Consider the following 19056-nt stretch of genomic DNA (forward strand, 5'->3'; position numbering starts at 1 on the left):
ATGACCTCTGACTACGATCTCGTCGTCGTGGGCGGCGGGCCGGCCGGCTCCACCGCGGCGACGGCCGTGGCCCTGCGCGGGCACCGCGTGCTCCTACTGGAGCGGGACACCTTCCCCCGCTACCAGATCGGCGAGTCACTGCTGCCCGCCACCGTCCACGGCCTGTGCCGGCTCCTCGGCGTCGCCGACGAGGTCGCCCGGGCCGGCTTCACCCTCAAGCGCGGCGGCACCATGCGCTGGGGCCGTGACCCGGAGCCCTGGCGGTTCTCCTTCTCCACGACGCCGCGCCTGCCCGACCCGACGGCGACCGCCTTCCAGGTGGAGCGCTCACGCTTCGACGAGATCCTGCTGCGCAACGCCCAGCGGGCCGGAGCCGAGGTGCGCGAGGGCAGCCCCGTGCGCCGGGTGCTCGCCGAGGGCGGGCGGGTGCGCGGGGTGGAGTACACCGGTCCGGACGGTGCCGCGCGCACGGCGCACGCCCGGTTCGTGATCGACGCCTCCGGCAACACCAGCCGTCTGCACGGCGAGGTCGGCGGGTCCCGGGTGTACTCGGACTTCTTCCGCAACCTCGCCGTGTTCGGCTACTTCGCCGGCGGCCGACGGCTCCCCGGACCGGACAGCGGCAACATCATCTGCGCCGCGTTCGACGCCGGCTGGCTCTGGTACATCCCGCTGCGCGAGGACCTCACCAGCGTCGGGGCCGTGATCGCGCCGGAGCACTACGCGGCCGTACAGGCCGACCCGCGCGGCGCCTGGCGGGACATGATCCGGGCCTGCCCCGACATCGACCGGCTCCTCACGGGTGTGCCGGCGGCGACCGAACCGCCGTATGACCGGGTCCGCGTCCGCAAGGACTACTCCTACTGGAAGCAGTCGCTGTGGCGGCCGGGCATGGCACTGGTCGGCGACGCGGCGTGCTTCGTGGACCCGGTGCTCTCCTCGGGCGTCCACCTGGCGACCTACGGCGCCCTGCTGGCCGCCCGCGCGGTCAACTCCGCCCTGGACGGCAGCCTCCCGGAGGAACGCGGCTTCGCCGGGTTCGAGGCCCGCTACCGCCGCGAGTACGGGGTGTTCTACGACTTCCTCGTCGCCTTCTACGACATGGAGCGCAACGAGGACTCCTACTTCTGGTCGGCGAAGAAGGTCACCCGCTTCGACGGCGACGAGGCCGCCGCCTTCGCGGAACTCGCCGCGGGCATGGCCTCCGGCGACGCGTCCGTGCTCGGCGCCGCACAGCACACGACCCGCTGGAGCACCGCCGCGGCCGAACTGGACGAAGCGGTGGACAAGCTGGCGGCCGGCGCCGGTCACATCAACCCGCTGCTGACCGCCCCGATCGTCCGGGACACCTTCCGCACCGGCAACGACCTCCAGGAGCAGGCCCTGTACGGCGGCCCGCTCGACGGCCCGGATCCGGCGGACCCCGATGAGTGGGCGGTCGCGGAGGACGGCCTGTCGTGGGTGGCGCCGTGACGGGTCCGGCTCGCGTCCGCCGATTCTCATACCGGTATAGTATGGCCGGTATAGTTATTGGTTGCATGCGAAGGGCGCTCCATGATCGAGATCCTGAACCCCACCCTGCTGACCCGGGCGAAAGACACCGGCGCCCTGGTCGCCGGCATCCTGCAGACGCTGAAGAGCCGCAGCGCGGTCGGCACGAACCTGCTGGACATCGACCGGTGGGCCAAGGCGATGATCATCGAGGCGGGGGCGCAGTCCTGCTATGTCGACTACGCACCGTCCTTCGGGCGCGGTCCGTTCGGCCACTACATCTGCACGGCGGTCAACGACGCCGTGCTCCACGGACGGCCGTACGACTACACGCTGGCCGACGGCGATCTGCTGACACTCGACCTCGCCGTGTCCAGGGGCGGAGTCGCGGCGGACGCGGCCATCAGCTTCCTCGTGGGCGACGCGAAGCCCGCGGAGAGCGTCGCGATGATCGACGCGACCGAACGCGCGCTGGCCGCGGGGATTGCCGCGGCCGGCCCCGGCGCCCGCATCGGCGACATCTCCCACGCCATCGGCACCGTCCTCAGCGAGGCGGGCTACCCGATCAACACCGAGTTCGGGGGACACGGCATCGGATCGACGATGCACCAGGACCCGCACGTCCCGAACACCGGCCGCCCCGGCCGCGGATACAAGCTGCGCCCCGGGCTGCTGCTGGCGCTGGAGCCGTGGGTCATGGCGGACACCGCCCAACTCGTCACCGACGCCGACGGATGGACGCTCCGCAGCGCGACGGGCTGCCGGACGGCACACAGTGAGCACACCATCGCCATCACCGACGACGGAGCCGAGATCCTCACCCTGCCGTAGCGCGCGGGGCCCTCGACGGGCGACGACGCGGACGAGCGTGCGCGGGAGTCGCTCACTGGGGCGGCGTAGCAGGCGGTACCGGTCCGGCCTCGTCCGGCCCGGCATGGGACAGGACCCGGGCGAGCCAGTCGGTACGGGTCCGGCGGGCGGTGGCCGAAATGTGCGCCTGCGGGTACATGGTGTCGAACCCGTGGAAGCCGCCTGCCCAGACGTGGAGTTCGGCCTGGCCGCCGGCCTCCCAGATGCGGGTGGCGTAGTCGGTGTCCTCGTCGCGGAAGACCTCGGCGGAGCCGGTGTCGATGAACGTGGTCGGCAGGCCCGAGAGATCGGCGGCCAGTGCGGGCGAGACGTACTCGGGCACCTCGTCGCCGCTGAGGTCGCCGAGGACGGCGCGCCATGCGAACTCGTTCATCTCGCGGGTCCAGACGCCGTGTCCGGCGGAGTACTGGCGGCTGGAGGTGCTGGTGTTGCGGTGATCGAGCATGGGGCAGATCAGCATCTGCGCGGCGATCGCCGGAGTGCCGCGGTCGCGGGCGAGCAGCGTGAGGCCGGCCGCGAGTCCGCCGCCCGCGCTGGCGCCGGCGACGACGATCCGGGCGGGGTCGATGCCGAGCTCCTCGGCATGCGCGGCGACCCAGAGAAGTCCCTGGTAGCAGTCGTCGACGAGCGCGGTGCCGGTGGCCTCGGGGGCGAGTCGGTAGTCCACCGAGACCACGACGGCGCCGAAGGCGTCAAGCCACTCCAGCGGGAGGTCGATCTGTGCGAACCGGTCGCCGATGATCATGCCGCCGCCGTGTATCCAGTAGACGCAGGGCGCCCCGGCGGTGCGATCGATGTGCGAGGGGCTGAACACCGACAGCGGGATCGAGGTGCCGTCCTCGGCGGGCACGCTGACCTCGCGCCGGTCGACCTGACGGTCTGCGAGGAGGGGCTCCAGGGGCGTCGAGGGCAGTTGGCGGAGATGTGCGAGCACCTCCGGGCTGAGCTCCGTCATCAGCGGCATGTCGGTCAGAAGCGCGCGCAGTTCGGGGTCGAGGGCGGGTCGAGCCGTGGTCATCGTCGTCGGCCTTTCGGTGCGGGGTACGCGAGGGTGGACGAGGGCGGGGCAGCATCGGCGGGCACCGGAGCTGCGGTCCGGGAGGCCGGTCCGGGGATCAGCCGGAGGGCGGCCCGGGCCATCGCGCCGACGCGCGGAAGGCGGCGTTGCCGCGGACCGGTACAGCCGTATGTGGCGATCATGGCGTTCTCCTTCCCCGAGATGGTGTGAGGTGCTCCCATCCAATGGGCCTGGGTTGCGCGGACGTAGCACCATGCTCGCCCGCACCTGCACGATCGTCGCGGGATCGGGATCGGGATCGGGATCGGGATCGGGATCGGGATCGGGATCGGGATCGGGATCTGGATCGGGATCGGGAGCCGCGCCGCGAGGCGGGGCTGCTATGAACGCCTCGCGCCGGGCGGGAGGGCGTACGAGTACAGAGCCCGACAGTGCCCCTTCGCCCGCGGAGCACTGCGCACTGCCGCAGGAAATCCATCAGTTGGCGTGTGGTCTCACCGGGTGCCTCGTCCGGGATGAAGCGATCCACCGGCACCGGGCTGCCGCGCACGTCCTCGGCCCGCTCCCGCCATATGGCGAGCGGGTCGTCGTAAAGTTCCGAGAACGGGGTGCTTGAACTTCTCGGTGTACTCGTCGCCTATCTCGGTCGGGAAAGCGTCTTTCGCTTCGGCCCATGAACCGCATCGGCGGATTGCCGCCATCCCCATCCACGGTAAGTGCGGATGGCCAGGCGGGGCCGGAGCTGACCTGTGAATGCGCAGATGAGTGCGCACCGGCCGTCGTCTAGCAGCGGAAAGCCGTTCGAGGTGTCATGCTTTAAGGGCCGGAGTAACAAGGTGGCTACGGTCAGCGCCGACGCTACGGCGCTGTCACATGGGTAAAAGGATTGAACTGATGGCAACAGGCACCGTGAAGTGGTTCAACGCGGAGAAGGGCTTCGGCTTCATCACGAATGATGACGGCGGCCCGGACGTGTTCGTCCACTTCTCCGCCATTCAGACCACCGGCTTCAAGGAGCTGGCGGAGGGCGACAAGATCGAGTTCGACGTCACTCAAGGCCAGAAGGGACCGCAGGCGGAGAACGTCGTGGTCCAGCGGTAGGTCATAGCTCGGTGACCCGGCTCAGCGGCCATGACCGTTGGGCCCGGTTGCCTCTCCTGCGCATGATGAAGGTTCGCTGTCGTAGGCGACGCTCACCCGGTATGAGCGTGAGGGTGTCGCTTGCCCAGAGAATCGAACATGCGCTCTAATCTGGGTATGAGCTGCGAAAGCCGCCCCACCCGCGTGACGCTGGAGGCGACGTACCCGATGGTCCCCGAGCCGGGGTGGTCTCAAGAGAGCCGTCCGGCATGACCAGTTTCGGTCGGTATCACGTGCTCCTCGATACCGGCGGCCGGGCGGTGCAGCACGGCTGGTGGGGTCGTGAGGAGATCGCGCGCGACAAATTCCGGCGCTGGGTCGGCGAGTGGAGTGGCATGCGCGATGCCCGGGTCACCCTCACTGACGGAGAGGCGGGCACCGTCCTCGACATATGGCCTGACCACCGGTAGGCCGGCTCGAAGCCTTCGCGCCGCGGAAGTGCCTCCAGTGCGGCGGGCGCTTCTCCGAACCTCGAACGGGTTCGCCCACTCCAGAGGACGTCCCTGCTCTTCTTCCGGTTCCAGTCCCGTGCGTGAGCCTGTGCCTCCGTGCGTCGCGGCGCCGGCGCCGGGGAGACGTCCAGCACACCCCGCCGCCCGCAGGGCTGCCGCCGCGACCCGTGCAACAGGCAAACCCGTCCACGAGCACCAATTTGCCCGTGAAATTGGTGTCATACGCCTGATGTCCGCCTTGCTGTCGGTCTCTAGCGTCGGGTGCGCAGACACGGTCTGATCCTCGCCGACCGGAAGGAACGCAGCCCATGAACGCGACACACCGCACAGCAGCCGGGTCGAACCAGAGTGTCCTGGGGGGTGCCGGTCCCGCCGGTAACGGGCATGTGGTGGAACCCCCGGTGCTGGGGGGACCGGAAACCTCCGACTACTACCTGCTGGGCGACCTCCTCACGGAGGAGCAGCAGACCCTGCGGCACAAGGTCAGGGACTTCATGGACCAGGAGGTCATCCCGGTCATCAATCCCTACTGGGAGCGCGCGGAGTTCCCCCATGAGCTGGTGCCGAAACTGGCGCGGCTGGGCATCGCGGGCTTCCAGATTCCCGGCTACGGCTGCCCGGGGATGAGCAACGTGACGGCCGGCATCGTGATCCTCGAGCTGGCCCGCGGCGACCTGAGCATGTCCACGTTCATGGGGGTCCACTCGGCCCTGGCCATGACGTCCATCGGCGTACTGGGCTCGGAGGAGCAGAAACAGCGCTTCCTTCCGCCGATGGCGCGGATGGAGAAGATCGGGGCCTTCGGCCTCACCGAGCCCGCGCACGGCACGGACGTGGTCAAGCTGGAGACGACCGCTCGCCGGGACGGTGACTCCTATGTCCTCAACGGTCACAAGCGGTGGATAGGCAACGCCACCTTCGCCGATTACGTGATCGTCTGGGCCCGAGGCGACGACGGGCACGTGGGCGGATACGTGGTCGAAAAAGGCACACCGGGCTTCGAGGCCCGGGCGATCACCGGCAAGACGGCGCTGCGCTGCGTCCAGAACGCCCAGATCTCCCTCACCGACGTCCGGGTGCCCGCCGAGAACCGGCTGGAAGGCGGCCGGACCTTCAGGGACACTGAGAAGGTCTTGCTGGCCTCGCGTTTCTGCGTGGCCTGGGAATCGGTCGGAGCGGCCATCGCGGGCTACGAGACCGCCCTGGCGTATGCGAAGCAGCGCAAGCAGTTCGGGATGCCACTGGCCGCGTTCCAGCTCATCCAGTACCGGCTGGCACGGATGCTGGCGGACATCACCGACATGGTGTGCATGCAGTACCGCCTCAGCCAGCTGCTGGACGAGGGCAAGTACTCGATGCCCCGGGTGGCTCTGGCCAAGATGCACTACACCGAACGGGCTCGGGCCATCCTCGCCGACGCCCGGGACATGCTGGGCGGCAACGGGATCATCCTCGACTACCACGTTGCCCGGCACCTGTGCGACATCGAGGCGATCGACACCTACGAGGGCACCGACACCGTGCAGGCGCTGATCGTCGGACGTGACATCACCGGCTACAACGCCTTCGTACCCGTGGTCCAGGACCACTGACCCGGCATGACATCACGTCGGCGACCACGGCCACGCGAGCGGCCGTCGGCGCCGGGCGGGAGTCCTGACGAGAGAGGATCTGTCATGGCGGACACGCCCCTGCTGGAAGGACTCCACGTCGTGGACCTCGCCAGCTTCATCGCCGGTCCCGCCGCGGCCACGATACTCGGCGACTTCGGCGCCGACGTCGTCAAAGTGGAACCCCCGCACTACGGCGACGCCTACCGCGCTCTCAGCCACATACCTCCGAACCCCCGCGTCGAGGGGATCAACTACCCCTGGCAGCTGGACAACCGCAACAAGCGCAGCATCGCCCTCAACCTGAAGTCGCCCGGCGCCCGGGCCGTGGTCGAGCGGCTGGTGAGGTGGGCGGACGTGCTGGTGACCAACTTCCCGCCGCGCACCCGGGCCAAGCTGGGACTGGAGTACGACGACCTCGCCCCGCTCAACCCCCGGCTGGTCTACGCCGATGTCACGGGGTTCGGCGAGGAGGGCCCCGACGCCCACCTTCCCGGGTTCGACGTGACGGCGTTCTGGGCGCGCAGCGGCCTGATGGACGTGACACGCCAGCGGGACGCGGCACCGACGATGAACGCGTTCGGATCGGGCGACCACCCGACGGCGATCACCCTGTTCGCCGGGATCATGACCGCGCTGTACCGGCGGGAGAGGACCGGCCAGGGCGCGCGCGTCACCGCGTCGCTGATCGCCGAAGGCGCCTGGGCGGCGAGCATGTGGCTGCAGGCCGTTCTCGTCGGCGGAAAGGCTCCTCGCCCGCTCGACCGGGCCGACCCGCCCAATGCGCTCGCGAACGCCTACCGCACGGCGGACGACCGCTGGGTGCTGCTGGCCTTCGCCAACGAGGACAAGCAGGTCCCCCTGTTCCTCAAGGCCATCGGCCACCCCGAAGCCGCGGAGAACCCGGACTACGCCGACACACCGAGCCGCCGCGCCCACGCGGCAGAGATCGCCGGCCTGCTCGACAAGAGGTTCGCGACCCGCACCTTGGCCGAGTGGCGGGAGGTACTCGACGCCGAGGGCCTCACCTACGGAGTCGTCCAGACGCTGGAGGAGTGCGCCCATGACCCCCAGTTCCTGGCCAACGAGATCTTCGTACCCATCGACGACGGCAGCCCCGAACCCCACCTGACCATCGACAGCCCCGTACGGCTCGACCAGGAGCGGAAGGTCCGCCCGCGCCCGGCACCCGACCTGGGCGAACACACCGAATCGGTGCTCCGTGACCTCGGCTTCGACGACGCCGGGATCGACGGCCTGCGCAAGGCGGAAGCGATCGACTGAGCCGGGGACACGACGACACGACGGCACAACGACACAACGACACGACGGTACGACCGTTGACCGCCGACCGCCCCGTCCCCCCGGCTGTCGGGGCACAGCCGCCTCGACTGCCGGGGGAGACGCGGAGGAGAAGGGAACGACCACCATGAACGCGGCCTCTGACACCCCGACCGTGCACACCGAGGAACGCGACGGCATCTTCGTGATCACCATCGACCGGCCGGTAGCCCGCAACGCCATCAACGCCGCCACCGCGCACGCGCTGGCCGCCGCTGTCGACGAGCTCGACGCACGCGACGACCTCGTGATCGGCATCCTCACCGGCGCGGGCGGCGTCTTCAGCGCGGGCATGGACCTGAAGGCCTTCGCGACCGGAGAGACACCCGTCATCCCCGGACGCGGATTCGCCGGCATCACCCGTGCCCGCATCAAGACCCCGCTCATCGCCGCCGTCGAGGGGTACGCGCTCGGCGGCGGCACCGAGATGGCGCTCGCCTGCGACATGATCGTGGCCGCACGGGACGCCACCTTCGGCCAGACCGAGGTGCACTACGGGATCGTCGCCCCGGAAGGCGGCATGGTGCGCCTGCCCGAACGCATCCCCCGCAACATCGCGCTGGAGCTGCTCCTCACGGGCGACCCGCTGCCCGCCGAACGCGCCGAGCGACTCGGTCTCGTCAACCACCTCACCGAGCCGGGCGCCGCGCTGACCGGGGCCCTGGAACTGGCCGGCCGCGTCGCGCGCAACGCTCCGCTGGCGATCGCCGCCGTCAAACGCGTCGTCAGCGAGCGGACCGCCTTCCGCGACGAGGACGCCCTGCGCGAGCAGGACCAGATCGTCGCCCCCGTCCTGGCGTCCCAGGACGCGCGTGAAGGAGCCCGCGCCTTCGCCGAGAAACGCGCCCCGCACTGGCAGGGCCACTGACCCCTGCCGCCGACCGCCCGTGCGGCACCCCGCCTGGTGGCGGCCGTGAGGCCGAACACGCCACCAGCACCGCAGACAGGCCGCCATACCCATTCCGCGTCGAGATCATTCCAGCCGTCCTATCATTCCTCTCCGCGAGACGATCGATCGGCGAAGGGGCCAAGAGGGAATGACGACAGGAATGACGGCCGTACGCATGGCAGCAGTGGTGCTGGCCACTTGGGCTGTGCTGATCGTGCTCCTGCTCGCGCCGTCGCCCCTGCCGGAGCACTGGCGCTACTACATCTACTCGCCGGCGAGCGTGTGTCTGTGGTTGCTGGCCATGCTCGTCGCGCCCGCCGTGGTCTGCACCGTCAAGTGGCCATGGATCACGTCGGGCGGCAAATGAACCGCGCATTTCGCCCACATAGCCCGTGAGTTGCCCCCGCAGCGGTCGGTCAGCGAGTGCACGGATCATGAGTCACGGCGTACAGCGTGCACCCGCTGACCGGTAGAGGCATTGGGCACTGGCCTGGAAGACGCATGGCGGCAGCGGGGGCGAGCATAAGGGTAACTGGGACGGCACTCCGGCCCAGGGGCGTCGTCGCGATGCTGGAGGAGGTGACGACCGTGACGTACGACCACAGCGCGTGGGCGTCGGCACGACCATGGACCCTGGCGCACCGTCCGGAGGCCGCAGGGCAGGCCCGTACGATCGCTCGGACGCTGCTGAACGGGTGGGGAGTCGCCGGCGAGGTCGCTGATTCGGTCGTGCTGACCGTCTCGGAACTGGTCGGCAATGCTGTACGGCACGCTCAGCCGCCGCTGCGGCTGGGCCTGGACTGTGATCCCGCCACCGGCCACGTGTACGTCGAGGTGTCGGACGGAGGCCCCTCTCTCGACCGCGCGGCCCCTGTCGCCGACGACGAACACGGCCGCGGACTCGCGATCGTCGACCAGGTCGCCGCGGACCACGGTGAGCACCAGGAAGCGGGTCACGCCGTCCATTGGGCGGACATCGCCTAGCCGGCAACGCCGCCCCTCCCGTCCCACGCCGCACTCGCCCCTCGCGATCCGGGACCAGTCGTACTTGACTGACTGCGCACGGTGATTATGGCTGGCTAACCCATACGGCCCAACCCATACGGCCTGCCAGCACCTGCGCCCGATGCCCACCACTGAGGACGAGAGCTTCCGCCGTCAAGATCCGACGCGGCATGCGGGACGCCTGCGCGCCGGACACGCATCCGCGACGCCCTGCGGACGCCCCCGGGCAGCCGACCGTCAACGACGGTGCGGCCGGGGCAGCCTGGCTTTCGTCACGCCAGAGGAGTCCGTGACAGTGAGGCCAGCAGGTGGGCCGGGTCATCGAAGACGGCGTCGGCGCCGGCCTCCTCCAGATCCGCACGGGGGATGCCACCGCAGAGCAGCCCGAGACAGGTCACCCCCGCACTGCTTCCCGCCTGCATGTCCCACACCGTGTCCCCGACGAACACGGCACGCTCCGCCGGAACCCCGGCCAGCTCCAGTGCCCGCTCGACGGGCTCGGGGGCCGGTTTTCCCTGGGTGACGTCGTCGGCGCTCGCGGTCGCCTTGATGGCGTCGTCCGCGTCGATCGCCCGCCGGAGCGCTGACAGTTCGTCGCCACCGGCGGATGTGGCCAGGACCACTGTCCAGCCGTCGCCCGCCAGTTGCCGCAGCAGACGTCCCGCGCCCGGAAGGGGGGACAGCCGATCGAAGTACTGGGCGTAGAGAACCTTGTGCGCTGTGCTGAGCTTTTCCGCCTCATCAGTGTCCGAGGCGGAATCGTCGCCGAGCAGATGGGCGACGAGATCGTCGGAACCCAGTCCGACCGCCCGGTGTATCGCATGCGTCGACACCGAGTGTCCGGCCTGGCGGAACGCCTCCCACCAGGTCACCACGTGCAGGTGGTTGGTGTCGACGAGGGTTCCGTCCACGTCGAACACGGCTGCGCGGTCCTTGCCGGAGGCCGTCCGGCCCTTACTCGTGGACATGGAGTTTCCTCTGCGGGACAGAGGGCGGAGCGGCCCTCGGGGTCAGTGGCTGCCCGACCGGGTACCCGCTTTCCGGCCTGGATCTCAGAGGACACGAGGTCGTGCAGAGCGGTCGGCGCGGCCGTCGTGTGAACTGGTGAACGATCTCGAGTCTTCGTACCGCAGTCCGCGGGTACTCGTCGGATCTGCGCACGGCAGACCGTCGGCGGGAGCGCCGGGCGGGGCCGCCACACGGCGGCGGACGCCCGCGTACCCGTTCCGGCGAGGACGAACTGACAAGGAGGGACTCATGAGCACGGTCAAGGAAGCTCTCGATGTCGAGGTTCCGCTTCGCGTGGCGTACGGCCAGTGGACACAGTTCGAGGAGTTCCCGAATTTCATGGAAGGCGTCGAGGAGGTCAGGCAGCTCGACGACCGGCACAACCACTGGACCACCAGCATCGGCGGGGTGCGGCGCGAGTTCGACACGGAGATCGTCGACCAGTTGCCGGATGACCGGATCACCTGGCGATCGATCGCGGGTGATGTGCAGCAGCGCGGATCGGTCCGCTTCGAGCGGATCGACGATACGCACACCCGCGTGGAACTCGTGATGGAACTCGAACCCACCGGCGTCGCCGAGAAGGGCGCGGACGCCCTGGGCATGATCGACCGGCGTGTACGGGGTGACCTGCGCCGTTTCAAGGACTACGTCGAGGGCGGCGGCGCCGAGAGCGGTGGCTGGCGCGGACGCATCCGGCCCGGAGACCCCGGCTCGACTCTGTGACGACAGACGCGGGCGTGCAGCATGCGCCCACGGTCGCGGAAGCCTGGTGAGTCGGACGGCCAGACTTCCGCGGCTGCCCGCGCGGTCCGCGGCACCTCGGCCTCCGAGAAGGCGCTGAGCGGTGCACGGCGCGGTACGCGGCCGTCGCTCCGCCGTTGCTCTTCAGCGGGACCGACCCGTCGACCGCGGATCAGGGAGTTCGTAGAGATCATGGAGCGGGGCGCTGGCGCAGGTCCAGGTAGCAGCGCAGCCGCACGCAGGGCTGTCCGTGGTCGCGGGTGGTGCGTTCCACGGAGGTCGTCGCCCACAGTGCGGCGAGGGCGGTGTGGACGGCGAACGCGGTCTGGTCGTCGGCGGCTGTGATGTCGACGACGACCAGTCCCGGCTGCGACACGTGAGCCTCGTTGATCGCTTCCATGCCTGTCACGACGCTCGGCGGCCTGCGGCGGGTTCGTGTCCTTTCACGAGTTCACCCATGCGGAGCAGCGACGACTACCGTCTGTGGCGCCAGGCGCTGCCGACCTTGCTGGTTCATCGCGTGACGGTGTCCTGAACGACCCCGACCCCGAGCCTGCACGGGCACAGAGACATGGGGGACGGCCACTTCGTCCTCGTCATCGTGTCGTTTTCGTCAGCGTGTCGCTTCGCGGGCCGTGGGCGCGGTGAATTCGGCCAGCAGGTGATCGTAGTAGTCGGCGGCCGTGTTCAGCCGGCCGATCGTACCGAGTGCGATCTCGTACGCGGCTTGCGGATGCGCGGTGACTCGGGGGAGGACGACATCCGTGATCCAGCCGGTGGCGTGGCCGGCTTCGTGGACGATGTGGACGGCGTAGAAGGCGAGCGGTCCGTCCCACTGCCGTTCTGCCAGGCCGGTGGCACCATCGGCCAGGGTGGCAAGGCCGACCCGGCTGCAGCCGGTCAGAAGTTTGGTGTAGGCGGGCGGATCCAGGGTCTCCGTGACGGCCAGGCTGCCGAGCATCCGCCAGTGGTGCCGTCGGTGCAGGGCCACGCCGACGACGTGGTTGTAGCCGGCCAGGCCCTGCCAGCCGTGCAGGGCGGTGGTGGCGAGCGGGTCGTAGGTGAGGCCGAACGCGTTCAGCCCGGCCCGGCACAGGTTCGCGTGCCCCCGTGACTCGTCGCCGTCACCGGTCTCGTCGACCAGGTTCCGCACCATCTCCTGACGCATCGGCCCGCGTGCGCCGACCATCGCCATCAGCAGCACGTCGTAGAACCGCACGTTCAGCGGGGCGTCCAACTCCAGGTAGCGCAAGACCTGCTCGCGGTCCGCCTGCTCGGCCAGGTGGTCGAACAGCGGATGCCCGCACACCGCGTGCCCGCCGATCATCTCCTGAAGCCAGCGGACGAACTTCACCGGCTCACCGGGCACGTCCTCCGCGCGCCATGGCACCCGAGCCTGTTCCGCCCGCTCCCACGCCCTTTCCAGCACCGCTTGCACACCCGACGCGGCCGGATGGAATTGCGCCTCCACCGGTCCCTGATCAGGGGTGAGGAAATGCTGGTCGTAGATCCAGGTCAGCGCTCGGTGCGCGGCCAGCAGAGCGTCCGGATCCCGTTCCTCGAACGCCGCGCGGGCCACCTCGGCCGCCTGGTCCCACAGCCTCGCCCACCGGGCTCGCTCGTCCGGTGACACGGCGCCGGGCACGGTCAGCTCCCGAACACGCGTGACGAACCCGTCCACCGCACCCGTCACGTGGCCACCGCCTGTCTCTGCGCCGTTTCGCCTGCCTGCCGCCCTCAGCGTGAGACGTGCGGCACGTCGGTGCCGCGTTGGGGCACCGCGTGCCGGTGCAGGACCACTCGGACGGCCTCCGCGCCGGTCCTCCCACAGCTCCGAACGCGCGTTTGGGCATCGCGTGCGCTGCCGGTGGCCGAGGGAGGGAGAGGAGCATGAGGCAGGTCCGGGGCCGGACTGCCGCAGCTGACCGACGTCGACGCTGTCGTCGCTCGCGTGCGCCAGGGTTCACGTCATGGGCGTGAATTCGGGCAGGGTGAGGGCCGAATGGGCCGGGCGTCGCTCCGCGGACGGGACGGCCGAGCTGAGCTCGCGCAACATGTCATTGCGCTGTTCCAGGGCCCGGGCAGTGGTGGGGAAGAGCGTGGCATCGCCCTCGGCGACCTGGTCCTGGTTCAGGGTGACGAACTCACGGGTGCCGTGTTCGTAGGCGGCGAAGCCCGTGGTGTGGTCCTGGCCGGCCAGGGAGCCGGCGAGCATGTACGCGCCGACGAGAGCGAGACTGGAGCCTTGTCCGGTCAGGAACGAGGGCGCGTACGCGGCGTCGCCCACCAGCGCGACCCTGCCGCTGGACCAGCGGGGCAGCCGGATCTGGCTGACCACGTCGAAGAACAGGTCGTCCGCGGCGCGCAGGGCGGAAAGCATGCCCGGGATTTCCCACCCCGCGTCGGCGAAGACCGCGGCGACCAGATCCCGTTGGGCCTCCGGGTCCCGGAACGCGTCCAGAGGTGGTTCCCGCCGGGCGAAGTTCAGGAAGGCGTGCACGTCGTCGCCGTCCCCTAGGGCGTAGAGCGCCGCGGCCCTGCCCGGGGTGTTCCATATCGTGGTCTCGTTGACGAGCCCGAACGTGTTGCGCATGGTGAACCCGGCGAAGCAGTAGCCGAGGTACCGGTGGAACTGCTCCTCGGGACCGAGAAGCAGCTCGCGGGTACGCGAGTGCAGACCGTCCGCCCCGAACACCAGGTCGAACGTACGCGTGTCGCCGCCGCGGAAGGTGACGTCGACCCCGTGGCCGGACTGGTCGAGGGTGTCGATGGAGTCGTCGAACAGGAATTCCACGTCGTCACGGACGGCCGTGTGGAGGGCACGTGTCAGGTCCCCGCGCCGTACCTCCAGGTCCTGTCCCGCGACACCACCGGTGACGGTGTGCGGTTCGAGCGAGGCGACCATGCTGCCGTCCCCGTCGAGGAAGGTCAGCCTGCGCAGATCGATATGCGCCTCCCGCAGTCGCGGCAGGATTCCCATCCGGCGGACGACCTCAAGTGCGGTGCCGCGTACGTCGATGGGGTAACCGCCGTCGCGAGGGCCGCCCGCCTTCTCCACCACCGTGACGGCGAATCCGTAGCGGTTCAGCCAGAACGCGAGGGCGGGCCCCGCGATGCTGGCCCCGGATATCAGAACCTTGCGCCCCCGGGCGGCACGGGCGTCCCTCGGCATGTCGGTACGGGTCATTCTCGGACTCCTCTACTCATGAAGCGGGTGTCGAACAGGCACGGCGTCGGTCCGGCGCCCGCCATGACGAAGCGGTGACGAGGGCGGAATCGGGCCGGGACGTCCGTCGTACCGGGCGACCGCGGGGCCGGTCGTGCGCGGGGCGGTCTGCCGCCTCGCGAGGCCTGGGTCGGATCCCGGCGGCCCGGTGTGCCGGGGATTTCGGGTGCGGTGGCCGAGATCGCTCGGCGGGCTCAAGTGGGTTCGGCTGTAGCTGGGTTCGCGCGGGCCTGGCTGCGACGGACGGCTCGGGCGGATGGGTACGGGGAGGGTCGAGCATCACTACACTACACCGTGCAGTGTAGAAAAGCGTGTGGCCGTGCCGAGGACGAAGGCGTTGCGGGAGTGCTCTGCGCCAAAGCGGGGCGGCGGGGGCCTCAACGACATGCGGTGGCCATGACCGGTCCGCCGGCGCGCGAGGTGACACTGCGGGACCGCAAAGAGGCGTTCGCTCCCGTGGGAGACGGCAATCCCTTCGGGCCGCCCCCGCCCCCGAGGCCGGCCAGATCCTGACCGGCAAAGGTCCTCTACGGCCTGTCGGCGGCCTTCGCCGACGCCGTCCGCCTCGCCGCGGGCGTGGTCCGGACGGTCCGTGACGAAGCCGCGACGATTCTGCCCGCGCGGCCCCGACCCCTGCTGCCCTGGCCGGGTGTGACACGGTGCGGGCCGGTCCGGCGGGCCCCCGCCCGGTCGCGGTGCAGCCGCCCGCGGGAGGGGCCCGGCAGGGAGGGGTCCGGCAGCCCGCCTGAGCCCCACGCGGCTCGCCGTGGTCGTGGGTCATGGCCTCGGCATGCCCCGGCGGTCACGGTGACGGGCCGGGGCCAGAAGAGGCCGTGCGCGCCGATGCCGGGCTGGGGGCAGGGCGCGTCCGACTCCTATCCCTGGACCTGGACCTTGTCCGCCTGCATGCCCTTCTGCCCCTGGACGGCTTCGAACGTCACCTTCTGCCCCTCCCGTAGCGACTTGAAGCCGGCTCCCTCGATCGCCCGGAAGTGCACGAACAGGTCCGGTCCCTGCTCCGGGGTGATGAAGCCGTACCCCTTCTCCTCGTTGAACCACTTCACCGTGCCGTTCTGCCGTTCGGCCATCTCTGCTCCCGCGTAAGTCGTCTGACGCCGTCCCGCACGATCTTGCCACGCAGAGTGTCCGGCCGTGAGCAGATCGCGAGGACGTCTCGGATGCGGCGGAGCCGGGGCCGTCCGCCGTTCCGGGCTGATGCCGGCAACGGTGCTCGCTGGGACTGATGGCCAGGTCGTGGGCTGTGGGCCGGGTACGCGTCGGTCTGCGGCGGCCGGTCCGGGCGTGGTGTCGGCGCCGTCGCCGAAGGGCTGACCGGTGCGGGACGGACGGTGGTCTCGCAGGTGCGTCCGCCGCCTGTGCTGGAGGTGACGCCGACGCCCTGGCCGGACGCCTCGGGACAGTCCACGGGATGGAGCAGGCGAACGAGGAATACACGTCGTACCGGACTGCCGCGTGCGGGGCGCGGGTCAGATCCCCGGGGCGCACCGTCAAGTCCTGTCGCACGACGCCGCCGGTGACGGAGCGCCGGGCGAGCGCGGCGACCTCGCGGCCGTCACCTTCGAGGAAGACGAGCCCGCCCAGGCCGGTACGCGAGTCCCGCGGCGGCGGCAGGACGCGCATCCCGCCGACGGCCCCCGCACGCGGTACCGCGCACGTCGACGGGGCGGCCGCTGTCACGCGCCGCGGCCGCCTCCCCGGCCACCGTGACGGTGTATCCGTGGCGGTCCGCCCAGAACGCGAGCACGGGGGGCCCGCCACGCTGTCCCTGACCACCAGGACCGCGCGCCACGCTGTGGGGCGGTCGCTCCTCGGCGGATCCGTACGGGTCACGCGCCGGCTCCTTTGCTCATGGTGCGGGTGACGAGCAGGGACAGCGCCGTCACGGCGCCAGCTATGAGGAAGCCGGTGACGAAGGCGGATTCGGCGGGAACGTCCGTCCCGGCAGGGGTACCGGCGGTGAGCAGGGCACCGCTGAGCTGCATGCCCACGGCATAGCCGAGGACTCGGGTCACCAGGACCAGGCTGGTGGCGATCCCGGTGTCGGACCGGGCGACCGAGGTGGCGGTGACGGTCACCAGCGCCGTGACGCACAGGCCGTTGGCGAATGCGATCAGCGCCTTGCCTGCGACGAGGTGCCAGACCTCGGTGTGCGCGGCCGCGAGGGCGAGCAGGGCGCCGCCCAGCAGGACGGCTCCGGCGGTGACCACGGCACGCGGGCCGAGACGCCGCGCCCCGATCCCGCCGAGTGGCCCGGCGAGGGACGCGGTCACGGCGCCGGGCAGCAGGAAGAACCCGATCGCGGTGGCGTCGGCCCCGAAACCGTAGGCATCCGCGGGCACCGCGAACAACTGCGGCACGAGGTAGACCGGCATCGCGGTACCGACGCAGATCGTGAACGTCAGGGCGCACGACTTCCACACCGCGGGCCGGGCCAGCATGCGCGGATCGATCATCGGCGAGGGCGCGCGCCGCTCGACGGCCACCCATGCGGTGACGAGGGCGGCCAGGACCAGGAGGAGGGCGCCGAGCGCGAGCGGCCGCGCGACGAGGTCGGGGGCCTGCGCGAGGACGAGCATGAGCGTGACGAGCGTTGCGCTCAGGAGGGCCGATCCGGGCCAGTCGATCCCGGCGTCGTCCGGCCGGTCTTGCGGGACGTCCGGCATCAGCCGGTGCACCAGGACGGTGGCCCCGGTCACCGCGAGCGTCGGCAGCGCGAACATCCAGTGGCGGGACAGCCCTTCGGCCACAGGGCCGGCCGACAGCGTGCCCGCCATCCCGCCCCCGACGAACAGTCCGCTGACGACCCCGATGGCCACCTTCGACTCGCCCGCGGGGAGGTGGGCGCGCACCAGGACGAACGACAGGGGCAGCGCTCCCACCATGGCCCCCTGCAGCACCTGGCCGAGCAGCAGCACCGGCAGGTTCGGGGCCACGGCGGACACCAGACCGCCGACGCCGACCACCGCCATCAGCCGGGTCAGGACCCGCTTTCCGCCGTAGCGGTCGCCTAACTTGCCCGCGATCGGTGTGACTAGGGCGCCGGTGACGAGGAGCACGATGCTGAGCAGCGCCCCTTCGGCGGGGCTCATGTCCAGCTCCCGTTGCAGGAGCGGGAGCGTCGGCGTCACCACCGACTCCAGGGCGCCGGTGGCGACCGCCAGTGTGCCGAGGGCCGCGACCGGGGCTTTCCCGATGCGGAGCGAGGGAGTGACAGGTGCCGTCATGGGTGTCCTTTCCGTACTGGACGGGCGGAGACGGGCGCGGGTGCGCACGGGGTGCCGTTCCGCTGGGGCAAGTGAGGAGATGACGCTTCTCTCGCGGCGTGCGAGGCGTACCGTCTGTGCACATCACTAGCTACACTATACCGTGCAGTGTAGTTCCATTAGGATATGCTCATGTCGACCATGAAGACGCTGCGCGAGGGGTCCGCGCCCAAGCGGGCCGCCATTCTCACCGCGGCCCGGGAACTGTTCCTCGCCGACGGCTTCGACCGCTCCAGCGTCGACGCGGTGGCCGCCCGTGCCGAGGTGTCCAAGCGGACGGTCTACGACTACTTCGGTGACAAGCGGACGCTGTTGCAGGCAGTCGTCGACTCCATCGGCCAATCCCTGATCGCGACGATCCGGCGCACTCTCGACGACACCCTCACCGGCGTCACCGAGGAGTCCCGCCTGGAGGACGCCCTGGTCGCGTTCGCGATGACCATCGCCACCGACATGCTCGGCTCGGCGGAGTACGCGACGCTCCAGCGGCTGGTCCGGGCGGAGTCGGGGCACCTGCCCCACCCGGACTACAACGCCATGGCCGACACCCCCGACGAGGCGATCGCCGAGCACCTCGCCGCCCTCGCCGGGGCCGGCCTGCTCGCCGTCCCCGACCCTCGGCTCGCGGCCGACCAGTTCCTCGCGCTGACCTTCGGCGTCACCCTCGACCGGCTCGGTTCCGCGAACGCGTCGGAGGACGACCGCGTCCGGCCGCTCGTCGTCGAGGGGGTACGGACCTTCCTCCGGGCTTACCGGGCCGGGTAGTCCGGAGCGGCGACTCCCTCGGCCGGGAACCGGGATGCGGTGAGCCCTGGTCCGGCCAGCCGGGCACGGGAGCCGCTCGGTCGGAACTCGCCCCGAAAGCAGGGCCGTTGCGCCACCGGCTGCCCAACAGCGCGGAAGATGACGTCGAACGTGACCGGCGGGACGCGTCCGCGTGGTATCGCACCGGGAGCGGGGTGTCGTGCACGACGGCGG

18 protein-coding genes are annotated in these 19056 nt (G+C 70.5%); 11 read left to right on the top strand and 7 right to left on the bottom strand.

What is annotated here, in order from left to right:
* Positions 1-1473 carry a tryptophan 7-halogenase gene (locus ACF073_RS34910; protein ID WP_392075497.1) on the top strand — a complete coding sequence of 491 codons (1473 nt, stop codon included), beginning with the start codon at positions 1-3 and terminating at the stop codon, positions 1471-1473.
* Between the two features lie 81 nt (positions 1474-1554).
* A complete protein-coding gene (gene map / locus ACF073_RS34915) occupies positions 1555-2322 on the top strand; it encodes a type I methionyl aminopeptidase (RefSeq protein WP_392075498.1) in 768 nt (255 codons plus the stop codon).
* Positions 2323-2374: 52 nt separating this feature from the next.
* Here the strand turns inward: map and ACF073_RS34920 are convergent, their stop codons facing one another.
* Positions 2375-3379: an alpha/beta hydrolase gene (locus ACF073_RS34920; RefSeq protein ID WP_392075499.1), complete on the bottom strand. Its 1005-nt coding sequence runs from the start codon at positions 3377-3379 to the stop codon at positions 2375-2377.
* An 894-nt stretch (positions 3380-4273) separates the two neighbouring features.
* Between ACF073_RS34920 and ACF073_RS34925 the strand changes: the two genes are divergently transcribed.
* The 7 genes from ACF073_RS34925 (at position 4274) to ACF073_RS34955 (ending at position 9795) form a co-directional block, all read left to right on the top strand.
* Entirely contained in the window at positions 4274-4480 is a 207-nt protein-coding gene (locus ACF073_RS34925) for a cold-shock protein (protein WP_392075500.1), read from the top strand.
* A gap of 248 nt (positions 4481-4728) precedes the next feature.
* Positions 4729-4929 (top strand): hypothetical protein, encoded by a 201-nt coding sequence (locus tag ACF073_RS34930; protein WP_392075501.1) that lies wholly within the window; start codon positions 4729-4731, stop codon positions 4927-4929.
* 350 nt (positions 4930-5279) lie between these two features.
* Positions 5280-6563 (top strand): acyl-CoA dehydrogenase family protein, encoded by a 1284-nt coding sequence (locus ACF073_RS34935; protein WP_392075502.1) that lies wholly within the window; start codon positions 5280-5282, stop codon positions 6561-6563.
* An 84-nt stretch (positions 6564-6647) separates the two neighbouring features.
* Positions 6648-7865, top strand: coding sequence for a CaiB/BaiF CoA transferase family protein (locus tag ACF073_RS34940; RefSeq protein WP_392075503.1), 1218 nt, complete (start codon positions 6648-6650; stop codon positions 7863-7865).
* Between the two features lie 145 nt (positions 7866-8010).
* Positions 8011-8790 carry a crotonase/enoyl-CoA hydratase family protein gene (locus ACF073_RS34945; protein WP_392075504.1) on the top strand — a complete coding sequence of 260 codons (780 nt, stop codon included), beginning with the start codon at positions 8011-8013 and terminating at the stop codon, positions 8788-8790.
* 169 nt (positions 8791-8959) lie between these two features.
* The gene (locus ACF073_RS34950; RefSeq protein WP_392075505.1) at positions 8960-9178 is read left to right on the top strand and encodes a hypothetical protein; all 219 of its coding nucleotides are present in this window, start codon (positions 8960-8962) and stop codon (positions 9176-9178) included.
* 212 nt (positions 9179-9390) lie between these two features.
* Positions 9391-9795 (top strand): ATP-binding protein, encoded by a 405-nt coding sequence (locus tag ACF073_RS34955; RefSeq protein WP_392075506.1) that lies wholly within the window; start codon positions 9391-9393, stop codon positions 9793-9795.
* A gap of 293 nt (positions 9796-10088) precedes the next feature.
* Here ACF073_RS34955 and ACF073_RS34960 read toward each other — a convergent pair whose 3' ends face one another.
* Positions 10089-10784, bottom strand: a complete 696-nt coding sequence (locus tag ACF073_RS34960) for an HAD family hydrolase (RefSeq protein WP_392075507.1) — start codon at positions 10782-10784, stop codon at positions 10089-10091.
* A 289-nt stretch (positions 10785-11073) separates the two neighbouring features.
* Between ACF073_RS34960 and ACF073_RS34965 the strand changes: the two genes are divergently transcribed.
* Positions 11074-11550: an SRPBCC family protein gene (locus tag ACF073_RS34965; protein ID WP_392075508.1), complete on the top strand. Its 477-nt coding sequence runs from the start codon at positions 11074-11076 to the stop codon at positions 11548-11550.
* A gap of 208 nt (positions 11551-11758) precedes the next feature.
* On the opposite strand, the gene ACF073_RS34970 is transcribed toward ACF073_RS34965, so the two are convergent.
* From ACF073_RS34970 to ACF073_RS34990, 5 genes are all read right to left on the bottom strand, one after another.
* Positions 11759-11968 carry a DUF6207 family protein gene (locus ACF073_RS34970; protein ID WP_392075509.1) on the bottom strand — a complete coding sequence of 70 codons (210 nt, stop codon included), beginning with the start codon at positions 11966-11968 and terminating at the stop codon, positions 11759-11761.
* Between the two features lie 213 nt (positions 11969-12181).
* Complete coding sequence (locus ACF073_RS34975) at positions 12182-13261, bottom strand: iron-containing redox enzyme family protein (protein ID WP_392075510.1); 1080 nt, start codon at positions 13259-13261, stop codon at positions 12182-12184.
* A gap of 270 nt (positions 13262-13531) precedes the next feature.
* Complete coding sequence (locus ACF073_RS34980; RefSeq protein WP_392075511.1) at positions 13532-14755, bottom strand: FAD-dependent monooxygenase; 1224 nt, start codon at positions 14753-14755, stop codon at positions 13532-13534.
* Between the two features lie 914 nt (positions 14756-15669).
* Positions 15670-15882 (bottom strand): cold-shock protein, encoded by a 213-nt coding sequence (locus ACF073_RS34985; RefSeq protein ID WP_392075512.1) that lies wholly within the window; start codon positions 15880-15882, stop codon positions 15670-15672.
* 759 nt (positions 15883-16641) lie between these two features.
* Positions 16642-18039 carry an MFS transporter gene (locus tag ACF073_RS34990; protein WP_392075513.1) on the bottom strand — a complete coding sequence of 466 codons (1398 nt, stop codon included), beginning with the start codon at positions 18037-18039 and terminating at the stop codon, positions 16642-16644.
* 171 nt (positions 18040-18210) lie between these two features.
* Between ACF073_RS34990 and ACF073_RS34995 the strand changes: the two genes are divergently transcribed.
* Entirely contained in the window at positions 18211-18843 is a 633-nt protein-coding gene (locus ACF073_RS34995; protein WP_392075514.1) for a TetR/AcrR family transcriptional regulator, read from the top strand.
* Positions 18844-19056 lie beyond the last annotated feature (213 nt).

Origin of the sequence: Streptomyces sp. NPDC015171 (genome assembly GCF_043079545.1) — a bacterium.
Lineage (GTDB): Bacteria > Actinomycetota > Actinomycetes > Streptomycetales > Streptomycetaceae > Streptomyces.

Coding starts and splice junctions, on each gene's coding strand:
- ACF073_RS34910 (WP_392075497.1), top strand. CDS start 1: ATGACCTCTGACTACGATCTCGTCGTCGTGGGCGGCGGGCCGGCCGGC.
- map (WP_392075498.1), top strand. CDS start 1,555: ATGATCGAGATCCTGAACCCCACCCTGCTGACCCGGGCGAAAGACACC.
- ACF073_RS34920 (WP_392075499.1), bottom strand. CDS start 3,379: ATGACCACGGCTCGACCCGCCCTCGACCCCGAACTGCGCGCGCTTCTG.
- ACF073_RS34925 (WP_392075500.1), top strand. CDS start 4,274: ATGGCAACAGGCACCGTGAAGTGGTTCAACGCGGAGAAGGGCTTCGGC.
- ACF073_RS34930 (WP_392075501.1), top strand. CDS start 4,729: ATGACCAGTTTCGGTCGGTATCACGTGCTCCTCGATACCGGCGGCCGG.
- ACF073_RS34935 (WP_392075502.1), top strand. CDS start 5,280: ATGAACGCGACACACCGCACAGCAGCCGGGTCGAACCAGAGTGTCCTG.
- ACF073_RS34940 (WP_392075503.1), top strand. CDS start 6,648: ATGGCGGACACGCCCCTGCTGGAAGGACTCCACGTCGTGGACCTCGCC.
- ACF073_RS34945 (WP_392075504.1), top strand. CDS start 8,011: ATGAACGCGGCCTCTGACACCCCGACCGTGCACACCGAGGAACGCGAC.
- ACF073_RS34950 (WP_392075505.1), top strand. CDS start 8,960: ATGACGACAGGAATGACGGCCGTACGCATGGCAGCAGTGGTGCTGGCC.
- ACF073_RS34960 (WP_392075507.1), bottom strand. CDS start 10,784: ATGTCCACGAGTAAGGGCCGGACGGCCTCCGGCAAGGACCGCGCAGCC.
- ACF073_RS34965 (WP_392075508.1), top strand. CDS start 11,074: ATGAGCACGGTCAAGGAAGCTCTCGATGTCGAGGTTCCGCTTCGCGTG.
- ACF073_RS34970 (WP_392075509.1), bottom strand. CDS start 11,968: ATGGAAGCGATCAACGAGGCTCACGTGTCGCAGCCGGGACTGGTCGTC.
- ACF073_RS34980 (WP_392075511.1), bottom strand. CDS start 14,755: ATGACCCGTACCGACATGCCGAGGGACGCCCGTGCCGCCCGGGGGCGC.
- ACF073_RS34985 (WP_392075512.1), bottom strand. CDS start 15,882: ATGGCCGAACGGCAGAACGGCACGGTGAAGTGGTTCAACGAGGAGAAG.
- ACF073_RS34990 (WP_392075513.1), bottom strand. CDS start 18,039: ATGACGGCACCTGTCACTCCCTCGCTCCGCATCGGGAAAGCCCCGGTC.
- ACF073_RS34995 (WP_392075514.1), top strand. CDS start 18,211: ATGTCGACCATGAAGACGCTGCGCGAGGGGTCCGCGCCCAAGCGGGCC.